Below are 11,969 nucleotides of genomic sequence, written 5' to 3'. Positions count from 1 at the left end.
TAATGAATGATGAATTAGTTATCTATAATTTGGACCAATTTAAAACCGATGATAATGACACTTTTATAATTGGTGCATTTGAATCGTTTCACCTTGGTCACTTTCAACTCTATAAGAAAGCATTAGAAGTTGGAGGGAGAATTATTCTTGTTTTATTTAGTAATGATGCTGGTATGCCAAAATTTCAAAATAAAATCTTTATGGATAATTATGCTAGATATTCACAACTTGCAAGATTATCTTTTGATTCGATAATTGAGTTAGACTATAATCAAGTATCAAATTTAGATCCGTTAGATTTTATTCAAAAGTTAACACAAGGTAAAAAATGTAATATTATTGCAGGAACTGATTTTAAATTTGGAAAAAATCAAGCAATGGATTTAAGTGGTTTACAAGAATTTGGAGATAAAAACATTTCTATTTTTCCTGTTGATACTTTAAAAGTTCAAAACGTTAAAATTTCGACAAGTATGTTAAAAGAAAATGTTGAGTTTGGAAAAATTTCTTTTGTCAATTCACTGCTTGTATATTCATATGCTTTTAGTGGCATGGTTGCAAATGACAATGAAGTTAAAGTAAATGAAAAATTAGTCAACATGCATCCTGGTATTTATGCTGCATATTTACACATTGAAAATATAATTTTTTATGCAATATTACATGTTAACCAAGAACAAAAATACTTTTTTAAAGTAATAGATGTTAACCAAGAAAATTCATTAATTAATAAGAAGATTTGACTTGAAGTGGAAAAAGAAATTAGATTAATTATTTCAAATGTTGATGATTATGTCCAAAATATAGATATAGATAATGCAAAACAAATATTTGCTAGTAAATAAATATTAAATATTTAAGTGGTATAATATAACCACATTTAACAATTAAAAACGTAAATTTTAAGCTTGGTTAATAACAAATGAGTTATTTGCTACGTTTAAAACATATTAGAAGGAGATTAATATGGTTTCAAAAGAAAGAAAATTAGAACTTGTTAAAAAGTTCGGTAAAAATGAAAAAGATACAGGAAATGCTTCAGTTCAAATCGCTATTTTAACAGAAGATATCGAATCATTAAAACCACACTTTTTAAACAACCCTAAAGACAACCACTCAAAACGTGGATTCTTAGCAAAAATCGTTCAACGTAAAACATTATTAAAACACTTAAAAGAAACAAACGTTGAAGAATACAACAAAGTTATTGCTGAATTAAACATTCGTAAATAATAACTTCTTTTACAAGAGACATCAATTATTTGATGTCTTTTTATACGCACACATTTTCAGTATTTTTTTAGTTCAAATTGATTTTTTAATATTTATTAATTGCATGAAGGAGATATAAAATGACTAACGAAAATAAAAAGATATCAACAAACAAAAAAACAGATCCTGTAGAAGATCAAACTTTAAATGCAATTGAAACAAAAAAATCGAACGAAAAAGATGAAACAAATAAAAAAACTGAAAAAGAGTATAAAAAGATTATTGACGATGCAATCAAAGAAATTGAAAAAAAATTTGGTTCAGAATCAATTATGTTTTTAGGCGATATTCCAGACATTAGTGTTGAAACATTTCATAGTGGTAGTTATTGTTTAGACAAAGCTCTTGGGATAAATGGTTTTCCACGTGGGAAAATTATTGAAATTTATGGTCCAGAAAGTTGTGGAAAAACTACTCTAGCATTGCACGCTATTGCAGAAATTCAGAAGTTAGGTGGAATTGCTGCTTTTATTGATGCCGAACATTCAATAGATGCGGTTTATGCTGCAAAATTAGGCGTGGACACTGATAAATTAATTTTATCTCAACCTGATTCCGGAGAACAAGCAATGGATATAGTTGATATCCTTGCAAAAAGCGGCCAAATTGATTTAATAGCGGTAGATAGTGTTGCTGCGCTTGTTCCGGAAGCTGAATTAAATGGTGAAATGTCTGATCAACAAATCGGTGCACAAGCAAGATTAATGTCAAAAGCATTACGTAAAATTACAGGTAATTTAAATAAAAATAAAACAACTATTATATTTATTAATCAAATTAGAGAAAAAGTAGGAATTATTTTTGGTAACCCTGAAACTACACCGGGTGGTAGAGCGCTAAAATTCTATTCAAGTATTAGAGTAGAAGTTAGAAAAGGCCAAGCACTTGGTGAAAGCAAAGATATCAAAGGTAATGAAATTAAGTTTAAAGTTGTAAAAAATAAATTAGCAGCACCATATAAAACCGCTACATCAGAACTAATCTTTAGTGAAGGAATTGATAAAATCGGTGAAATTATTGAACTGGCTGTTTTAACCAATTTAATTGAGAAAAAAGGTGCATGATATAGCTATAAAGGTGAAAATATTGCACAAGGTAAAATTAAACTTAAAGACTACTTATTAAATAACAAAGAAATTTTTGAAGAAATAAAATCAAAAGTTCTTTAATTTCCATAATACCCCTCAAAAAGGAGGTATTTTTCATTTAAATAAAACAAAATCATTTTTTAATATTAAAATATATGTAATTAAAAGTAGAAATGAGTTAGTATGACACAAACTAAAATGAATAATCCAAAAAAATTAAAAGTTTTAGCTATAGGTGACATTTTTGGAGCCCCAGGAGTTGAAACTGTTGAAAAAATTCTTCCAGAATTAATTAAAGATAAAAATATTGACTTTGTTATTGCTCAAGCAGAAAATGCGACAGGTAGAAAAGGTCTTGGGAAAGAAGATTTAGATAGACTTAAAAAAGTCGGAATCAATGCGTTTACAATGGGAAATCATGTTTGAGCTCAACAAGAAATATATGATTTCATTGATAATGAGCCTGTAATTCGTCCATACAACATTAATGAAACATACCCCGGAAAAGGAACAATTGTTTTTGATGTTAAAGGAACAAAAGTTCGTGTTACTTCAATGATGGGGATTGTTTTTAATGAATTAAATCGCCCATGAACAGAACAAAGTGCAAATAATTTCTTTGATGCAGCAGATAAAATAATAAATTCTGATTTTGACAACAATGATGAAGTTATTGATTATCACTTAATTGACTTTCATGCAGAAACAACCAGTGAAAAATATGTCTTCTCATTATATTTAGACGGAAAAGTCGATGCAATTTGAGGAACTCATACACATGTTCAAACTAATGATGCACATATCTTGCCTAATGGAACTGCATATGTAACCGATTTAGGAATGGTTGGTCCAATGGATTGTGCAATTGGAGCAAATTTTGAAGAAGTTTATAGAAAAATGCGTTTCAATTCAAAAGATAGATTTGTTGTAAGTCCTAATAGCACACAATTTAATGCTGCATTAATTACATTGGATAAAATAAATGGAAATTCAATTGAATCAATAAATATTAGCAATGTAATTAAAAAATAACTATATATATAATATAAGGCAGGTTAATTTCTGTCTTTTTTATTCCACTTTGTTGCTGATATGTTTTTAGTAAAAAATATAAAAAATCTATGCTTGGGTTTTTCTTTTATGGTATACTAATTTCGTTCTTAATTTCAACAACAAAACTTGTTCAAAATAAAATTAAATATTTTTTAAAATTTATTTGGTTTTTATTTAAAACAGAGTTATAATAGTTTTGCTTGATTGGAAAGCAACAATAAAGTTCTTTTAAAACTAGATATATACAAGACATGACAGTCAATTTTTTCGAGAGTTTGATCCTGGCTCAGGATGAACGCTGGCTGTGTGCCTAATACATGCATGTCGAGCGGAGTTCCTTCAGGAACTTAGCGGCGAATGGGTGAGTAACACGTACTTAACATGCCCTTTAGATTGGAATAACGATGAGAAATTATCGCTAATGCCGGATAATTATTTAGATCGCATGATCAAAATAAAAAAGGAGCCTTTAAAGCTCTGCTAAAGGATTGGGGTGCGTAGCATTAGCTAGTTGGTAAGGTAATGGCTTACCAAGGCGATGATGCTTAGCGGGGTTGAGAGACTGATCCGCCACACTGGGACTGAGATACGGCCCAGACTCCTACGGGAGGCAGCAGTAGGGAATTTTCCACAATGGGCGAAAGCCTGATGGAGCGACACAGCGTGCGGGAAGAAGGCCTTCGGGTTGTAAACCGCTGTTATTTGGGATGAAAAAGTAGTAGAGGAAATGCTATTACCTTGACAGTACCTTATCAGAAAGCAACGGCTAACTATGTGCCAGCAGCCGCGGTAATACATAGGTTGCAAGCGTTATCCGGAATTATTGGGCGTAAAGCGTCTGTAGGTTGTTTGTTAAGTCTGGCGTCAAAACTTGGGGCTCAACCCCAAATCGCGTTGGATACTGGCAAACTAGAATTGTATAGAGGTTAACGGAATTCCTTGTGAAGCGGTGAAATGCGTAGATATAAGGAAGAACACCAACTGGCGAAGGCAGTTAACTGGGTACATATTGACACTGAGAGACGAAAGCGTGGGGAGCAAACAGGATTAGATACCCTGGTAGTCCACGCCGTAAACGATGATGATTAGCTAATGGGAACCATTGGCACAGCTAACGCATTAAATCATCCGCCTGAGTAGTATGCTCGCAAGAGTGAAACTTAAAGGAATTGACGGGGATCCGCACAAGCGGTGGAGCATGTGGTTTAATTTGAAGATACGCGTAGAACCTTACCCACTCTTGACATCTTCCGCAACGCTATAGAGATATAGTTGAGGTTAACGGAATGACAGATGGTGCATGGTTGTCGTCAGCTCGTGTCGTGAGATGTTCGGTTAAGTCCTGCAACGAGCGCAACCCTTATCCTTAGTTAGATGATCTAGGGAGACTGCCCGGGTAACCGGGAGGAAGGTGGGGACGACGTCAAATCATCATGCCTCTTACGAGTGGGGCAACACACGTGCTACAATGGACGGTACAAAGAGAAGCAATACGGCGACGTGGAGCAAATCTCAAAAAACCGTTCTCAGTTCGGATTGTAGTCTGCAACTCGACTACATGAAGTCGGAATCGCTAGTAATCGTAGATCAGCTACGCTACGGTGAATACGTTCTCGGGTCTTGTACACACCGCCCGTCACACCATGGGAGCTGGTAATGCCCGAAGTCGGTTCGTTAACTACGGAGACAACCGCCTAAGGCAGGACTGGTGACTGGGGTGAAGTCGTAACAAGGTATCCCTACGAGAACGTGGGGATGGATCACCTCCTTTCTACGGAGTACATAAATAACTTTAAAAGTTATTACCTTACACATTATGACTATTTTATTTTAATAATAAATGAACGGTCATGTTCTAATGTTAATAGTCCATTAGATATATCTAGTTTTGAGAGAACTTTCTCTCTTTGTTCTTTGAAAACTGAATAGTAAAGATAAATTAATATAACAACGACATCAAAAATAAATTAGTCAATTTGTTTTGGATTACCGAGTTAATTATTATTTAAAATAATAATTTATTAAAATGTCTTTGAATACATCAACAAACAATAGGTAAATATTGATAACGACTTTTAAATAAGTAAGAGTTTGTGGTGGATGCCTTGGGTCTGGAAGTCGATGAAGGACGTGATTACCTGCGATAAGCCTCGTGGAGCTGGATATAAGCTACGAAACGGGGATTTCCGAATGGGGGAACCTAACTAGAGTAATGTCTAGTTGCCGCGGAATGAATACATAGTTCCGTTGGCGAGACACGTAGTGAACTGAAACATCTTAGTAGCTACAGGAAAAGAAAATAAAAATGATTTCATCAGTAGCGGCGAGCGAACATGAAAGAGCCCAAACCAATTTTAAATTGGGGTTGTAGGACTATCTACACGAAGTTACAAAACATTGCTATAACAGAATAGAATGGGAAGTCTAAGCATAGAGGGTGATACTCCCGTATGTGAAATGGCAATGTCTTCTGATAGTATCCTGAGTAGGGCGGGGCACGTGAAACCCTGTCTGAATCTGCCGGGACCATCCGGTAAGGCTAAATACTAACCAGACACCGATAGTGAACTAGTACCGTGAGGGAAAGGTGAAAAGAACCCCGGGAGGGGAGTGAAATAGAATCTGAAACCACTTACTTACAATTAGTCAGAGCCCGTTAATGGGTGATGGCGTACATCTTGCAGTATGGACCGGCGAGTTATGATAACATGCGAGGTTAAGCAGAGAAAAAGCGGAGCCGTAGAGAAATCGAGTCTGAATAGGGCGTTTAGTATGTTGTCATATACCCGAAACCATGTGATCTATTCATGAGCAGGTTGAAGCTTAGCTAACCCTAAGTGGAGGACCGAACCGTAGTACGCTGAAAAGTGCCCGGATGACTTGTGAATAGCGGAGAAATTCCAATCGAACTTGGAGATAGCTGGTTCTCCTCGAAATAGCTTTAGGGCTAGCGTGTGATGTTAAGCTTTGATGGTAGAGCACTGAATATGGAATGGCCGCGCCTAGCGGTACTGACTATAATCAAACTCCGAATATCATTGTGTATTATCATGCAGTCGGAACCGGGGTGCTAACGTCCCGGCTCGCGAGGGCAACAACCCAGATCGTCGGCTAAGGTCCCAAAATTGTGTTAAGTCAGAAAGGTTGTGAGATTTCATAAACAACTAGGAGGTTGGCTTAGAAGCAGCCATCCTTTAAAGAGTGCGTAATAGCTCACTAGTCAAGAGATCTTGCGCCGATAATGTAACGGGAGTAAAACACAATACCGAAGCCACGGGTACAATTTAGTACGTTAGAGGAGCGTTCTTAGTGCGGCGAAGTCAGACCGTGAGGACTGGTGGAGCGCTAAGAAGTGAGAATGCCGGTATGAGTAACGATTTGAGGTGAGAATCCTCAACGCCTATTGGGAAAGGTTTCCTGGGGAAGGTTCGTCCACCCAGGGTTAGTCAGGACCTAAGGAGAGGCAGAAATGCGTATCCGATGGACAACAGGTTAATATTCCTGTACTACCTGCAACAAGTGATGGAGTGACGGAGAAGGATAACACTACCCATTATTGGATTTGGGGGTAAATAACAACTGGTGAGATTAGTAAAATGCGGTCTCTATAACCGGGAGTTATGATGCATAGGCTTAATCGCTGAATTGTGTGATTTCATGCTTCCAAGAAAAGCTTCTAAACGTTATAACGTTGTAGGTACCTGTACCGAGAACGGACACACGTTCCCAAGATGAGTATTCTAAGGCGAGCGAGAAAACCAATGTTAAGGAACTCTGCAAATTAACCCCGTAAGTTCGCGAGAAGGGGTGCCAACCTATGGTTGGCCACAGTAAATTGTGAGGGGCAACTGTTTATCAAAAACACAGCTCTCTGCTAAATCGCAAGATGATGTATAGGGGGTGAAGCCTGCCCAGTGCCCGAAGGTTAAGCGGATTTGTTAGCTTTAAGCGAAGCATTGAAGTGAAGCCCGGGTGAACGGCGGCCGTAACTATAACGGTCCTAAGGTAGCGAAATTCCTTGTCGGCTAAATACTGACCTGCACGAAAGGCGCAATGATCTCTCAACTGTCTCAACATTGGACTCGGTGAAATTATGGTCCCAGTGAAAACGCTGGGTACCCGCATCAAGACGAAAAGACCCCATGGAGCTTTACTACAACTTCGTATTGGAACTTGGCCTAACATGTGTAGGATAGGTGGGAGACGGTGAGACTAAGGCGCTAGCCTTAGAGGAGTCGACCTTGAAATACCACCCTTGGTATGTTGAGTTTCTAACCTGCCGCCGTAATCCGGCGGGGAGACAGTGCGTGGTGGGTAGTTTGACTGGGGCGGTCGCCTCCTAAAAGGTAACGGAGGCGTTCAAAGGTACACTCAATACGGTCAGAAACCGTATGTAGAGCGCAAAGGTAGAAGTGTGCTTGACTGCGAGACCTACAAGTCGAGCAGGTGCGAAAGCAGGACTTAGTGATCCGGCTGTACGTCATGGAACGGCAGTCGCTCAACGGATAAAAGTTACCCTGGGGATAACAGGCTTATCTTGCCCAAGAGATCATATCGACGGCAAGGTTTGGCACCTCGATGTCGGCTCATCGCATCCTGGAGCTGGAGTCGGTTCCAAGGGTTTGGCTGTTCGCCAATTAAAGCGGTACGCGAGCTGGGTTCAGAACGTCGTGAGACAGTTCGGTCCCTATCTGATGTGGGCGTTGGAATATTGATGAGAGCTGCTCTTAGTACGAGAGGACCGGAGTGGACGTACCGCTGGTGTTCCAGTTGTTCCGCCAGGAGCATAGCTGGGTAGCTAAGTACGGAAGGGATAACCGCTGAAAGCATCTAAGTGGGAAGCCCCCTCAGAGATAAGTATTCCCTTGAAATTCCTTGTAGACTACGAGGTTGATAGGATGGAAGTGTAAGTGTGGTAACACATTCAGCTGACCATTACTAATAAATTGATAGGTTTAAAAGTTAGAATGTATTCAAGGCATTTTAATGAATTATTAATTACTGTTCAGTTTTCAAAGAACAAATCTTTGAAAAACGAAAAATATTTCACTATAGTTACAATATTAGTGTATAATTCTTTTGCAAAACGGAGAAGTAGCTCAGTTTGGTAGAGCACTACATTTGGGCTGTAGTGGTCGCAGGTTCAAATCCTGTCTTCTTCACCATTTTATGGGGGGTTAGCTCATTTGGCTAGAGCGCCTGCCTTGCACGCAGGAGGTGGTGGGTTCGAATCCCATACTCTCCACCATTTATGGCACTGTAGCTCAGTTGGTTAGAGCATCCGGTTCATACCCGGAAGGTCATGAGTTCGAATCTCATCGGTGCTACCATTTTTTAAAATTTAAAACTTTGTTGTTAGAGCGGACCTATAGCTCAACGGTTAGAGCAACCGGCTCATAACCGGTTGGTTACAGGTTCGAATCCTGTTGGGTCCACCAATGGGTGATTACCCAAGTCCGGCTGAAGGGACTAGTCTTGAAAACTAGCAGGGGCTTCACGGCCCGCGGGGGTTCAAATCCCTCATCACCCGCCATTAAATTTCAACAGGTAACAATAAAGTTCATATAGCAGAGTGGAGCAGTGGTAGCTCGTCGGGCTCATAACCCGAAGGTCGAAAGTTCAATTCTTTCCTCTGCAACCAATGGTCCAGTGGTAAAGTGGTTTAATACGCCTCCCTGTCACGGAGGAGATCGCGGGTTCGATCCCCGTCTGGACCGCCATTTGGCCCTGTAGCTCAGTTGGTAGAGCAACAGATTGAAGCTCTGTGTGTCGCTGGTTCGATTCCTGCCGGGGCCACCAAAATTCCTCTATTTTGTTAGCACTTTTGTTAATAAAATAGAGGAATTTTTATATAATTGATTTATATTAAAATAGTAGAAGAAAGGTATTAAAATGGATTACAAAAAAACCTTAAATATGCCACAAACTAAGTTTGATATGCGTGCAAATTTAGTGCAAAAAGAACCATTATATCGTAAAGAATGGTTAGATAATGAAATATACCAAAAAGTTTTAAAATCAAGATCAAATGGTCCTAAATTCATTCTTCATGACGGTCCACCTTATGCTAATGGAGATCTTCACGTAGGACATGCCTTAAATAAAATATTAAAGGATATTGTTGTTAGATATAAAACACTTCAAGGATTTTATTCACCATTTAAACCTGGTTGAGATACACATGGTTTACCAATTGAACATAAAATGCTTAAAGAATCAAGTCTTAATAAAGAAAGTATTGATCCAATTATTTTACGTAAAAAAGCAGCTAAATATGCCTTAAAACAAGTAGAAAATCAACGTAAACAATTCAAAACTTTACAATTATTTAGTGATTTAGAAGATATTTATGTAACTTTAGATAAAAGCTATGAAACAAAACAACTTGAAGTCTTTAAAAAAATGGTAATGGATGGTTTAGTATATAAAGGACTTAAACCAGTTTATTGATCACCATCATCACAAAGTGCATTAGCTGAAGCTGAAGTTGAATATCAGGATGTTAAAAGTCCTTCAATTTCTGTTGCATGCGAAGTAATTAGTTCAAACTTCAACAAAATCAAAGAAGGTGATTTCTTAGTTATCTGAACAACAACTCCATGAACATTAATTGCTAATGCCGGAGTCACATTAGGTGAAAACATTGAATATAGTGTAATTTCAAAAGATAATCAACGTTACGTTGTTGCATCAGAATTAGTTACTGATTTCACTAATAAAATGAATTGAGAAACATTTGATGTTGTTGAAACATTTATGGGTTCAGAATTAGCAGATGTTAAATATTTAACACCAATTCTAAAAGAAATTGCACCAGTCGTTTTAGGACACCATGTTACTGCTGATTCTGGTACTGGTCTTGTTCATATTGCTCCAATGTTTGGTGAAGATGACTTTATGATTGGGCAAAAATTTAATTTAAATAAAATTATGCACATTTCAGATACAGGTCACATTGAAAATACTGGTACACAATTTGATGGAATGTTTTATCAAGATGCTAATAAGCTTATTTCTGAATTTTTAGGTTCAAGAGTTTTAAATTTTGCATGATTAAAACACTCATATCCACATGATTGAAGAACTCATCAACCAATTATTTTCCGTGGTACACCTCAATGATTTGTTTCAATTGATAAGATTAGAGATCAAATTCTTAATCAAATTGAAACAAATGTTAATACATATCCTGATTGAGCTAAAAAACGTTTATCACAAATGATTACAAACCGTCATGATTGAACTATCTCACGTCAAAGAACATGAGGAGTTCCAATTATTATCTTTTACAACGAAAATAATGAACCAGTTTTCGAAGAAGAATTATTTGATTACGTAATTGATTTAGTATCAAAAGATGGTGCCGATATTTGATGAGAAAAAACAACAGATGAATTATTACCTGAAGCTTATAGAGGTAGAAATTGAACAAGAGAAATGGATATCATGGATGTTTGATTCGATTCTGGTGTTTCATCAATTGCTGTAAATATAGCTGATGGACTTGAGTCACCATATGACCTTTATCTTGAGGGAATTGATCAATATCGTGGATGATTTAACTCATCAATTATTTCATCAGTTGCATACAAAGGACTTGCATCATACAAAGACTTAGTCTCACATGGTTTTGTTCTTGATGGTAAAGGTGAAAAAATGTCTAAATCAAAAGGAAATATTATTACACCTCAAGAAATAGTTTCATCACGTGGTGCCGATATTTTACGTTTATGAGCTGCTAATAGTGAATATTCTAATGATGTTAATATTTCAAATGACATTCTTGATCAAAATTCTGAAATTTACCGTAAGATCCGTAATACAATCAAATTCTTATTAGGGAACCTAAATGAATATGAATATCATGAAACAAAATTAACCGGTATTCATGAATATGTTTTTGAAGAATTTAAACAAATTCAAAAGAATATTATTGCTGCATATGATGAGTATAAATTCTTAAATGTTGTTAAGTTATTAAACAACTATATTGTTGATCTATCAGCGTTCTATTTATCAGTTACAAAAGATATTTTATATGTTCGTGAATTCAATGATCCAGAACGTTTAATGGTACTTTATAATATGTATCATATCTTAGACTTTATTATTAAAGCTATTGCTCCAATTTTACCTACAACAGCAGAAGAAGCATATAAAAACTTCGACAAAGCAAACAAATTCGAATCAGTGATGTTTGAAACATTTAATGATGTTACAAAACTTGAAGTTAATCAAACGCTTATCGATAAATTCAATGAATTCTTTGAGTTAAGAAACCAAATTAACATCGAGATTGATAATCAAGTTAAAGCAGGTGTATTTAAGCGTTCTAATGAAGCCTCTGTTACAGTTTCTTCATTAAGTGAATTCTTAAAATCACTTGACTTAAAAACTTTATTAATGGTTGGTGAAATTAACGAAGGTTCAGAGTTAAATGTAACAAAATTCGAATCTGAAAAATGTCAAAGATGTTGAAATCATTTTAAATCATCTGAAATTCAAAATGAATTATGTCCAACATGTTTTGCAATTATTTCTAAATTAAGTGAATAA

Annotated in this window: 5 protein-coding genes, 8 tRNA genes and 2 rRNA genes; all 15 read left to right on the top strand. The window is 36.4% G+C overall.

All coding sequences use genetic code 4. The annotated features are described in order from the left end of the window. Positions 1–2: 2 nt before the first annotated feature. On the top strand, positions 3–845 hold the full coding sequence (locus H9M94_RS02160) for an FAD synthase (RefSeq protein ID WP_187469326.1): 843 nt from the start codon (positions 3–5) through the stop codon (positions 843–845). A 121-nt stretch (positions 846–966) separates the two neighbouring features. Next, on the top strand, positions 967–1,233 hold the full coding sequence (gene rpsO, locus H9M94_RS02155) for a 30S ribosomal protein S15 (RefSeq protein ID WP_187469325.1): 267 nt from the start codon (positions 967–969) through the stop codon (positions 1,231–1,233). Between the two features lie 191 nt (positions 1,234–1,424). After that, positions 1,425–2,441, top strand: a complete 1,017-nt coding sequence (recA, locus tag H9M94_RS02150; RefSeq protein ID WP_370576694.1) for a recombinase RecA — start codon at positions 1,425–1,427, stop codon at positions 2,439–2,441. Positions 2,442–2,543: 102 nt separating this feature from the next. Next, positions 2,544–3,392 (top strand): TIGR00282 family metallophosphoesterase, encoded by an 849-nt coding sequence (locus tag H9M94_RS02145; protein ID WP_255483438.1) that lies wholly within the window; start codon positions 2,544–2,546, stop codon positions 3,390–3,392. Between the two features lie 284 nt (positions 3,393–3,676). After that, a 16S ribosomal RNA gene (locus H9M94_RS02140) occupies positions 3,677–5,184 on the top strand. 302 nt (positions 5,185–5,486) lie between these two features. After that, a 23S ribosomal RNA gene (locus tag H9M94_RS02135) occupies positions 5,487–8,376 on the top strand. The 16S and 23S rRNA genes sit together here with 8 tRNA genes alongside, the layout of an rRNA operon. A gap of 125 nt (positions 8,377–8,501) precedes the next feature. After that, positions 8,502–8,578, top strand: a tRNA-Pro gene (locus H9M94_RS02130). A gap of 6 nt (positions 8,579–8,584) precedes the next feature. Then, positions 8,585–8,661, top strand: a tRNA-Ala gene (locus H9M94_RS02125). Positions 8,662–8,666: 5 nt separating this feature from the next. After that, positions 8,667–8,743 (top strand) — tRNA-Met (locus H9M94_RS02120). Positions 8,744–8,775: 32 nt separating this feature from the next. After that, a tRNA-Ile gene (locus H9M94_RS02115) sits at positions 8,776–8,851 on the top strand. A gap of 2 nt (positions 8,852–8,853) precedes the next feature. After that, positions 8,854–8,946, top strand: a tRNA-Ser gene (locus H9M94_RS02110). Positions 8,947–8,979: 33 nt separating this feature from the next. Further along, positions 8,980–9,054: transfer RNA gene (locus tag H9M94_RS02105), tRNA-Met, on the top strand. Between the two features lie 2 nt (positions 9,055–9,056). Then, a tRNA-Asp gene (locus H9M94_RS02100) sits at positions 9,057–9,133 on the top strand. A 3-nt stretch (positions 9,134–9,136) separates the two neighbouring features. Further along, positions 9,137–9,212, top strand: a tRNA-Phe gene (locus H9M94_RS02095). 93 nt (positions 9,213–9,305) lie between these two features. Then, on the top strand, positions 9,306–11,969 hold the full coding sequence (gene ileS / locus H9M94_RS02090; protein WP_187469323.1) for an isoleucine--tRNA ligase: 2,664 nt from the start codon (positions 9,306–9,308) through the stop codon (positions 11,967–11,969).

It is taken from the genome of Mycoplasma sp. Pen4 (assembly GCF_014352955.1).
Taxonomy (GTDB): domain Bacteria; phylum Bacillota_I; class Bacilli_A; order Mycoplasmatales; family Metamycoplasmataceae; genus Mycoplasmopsis.
The sequence above is the reverse complement of the archived record's forward strand: the minus strand, read 5'-3'. Positions and strand labels throughout refer to the sequence as shown.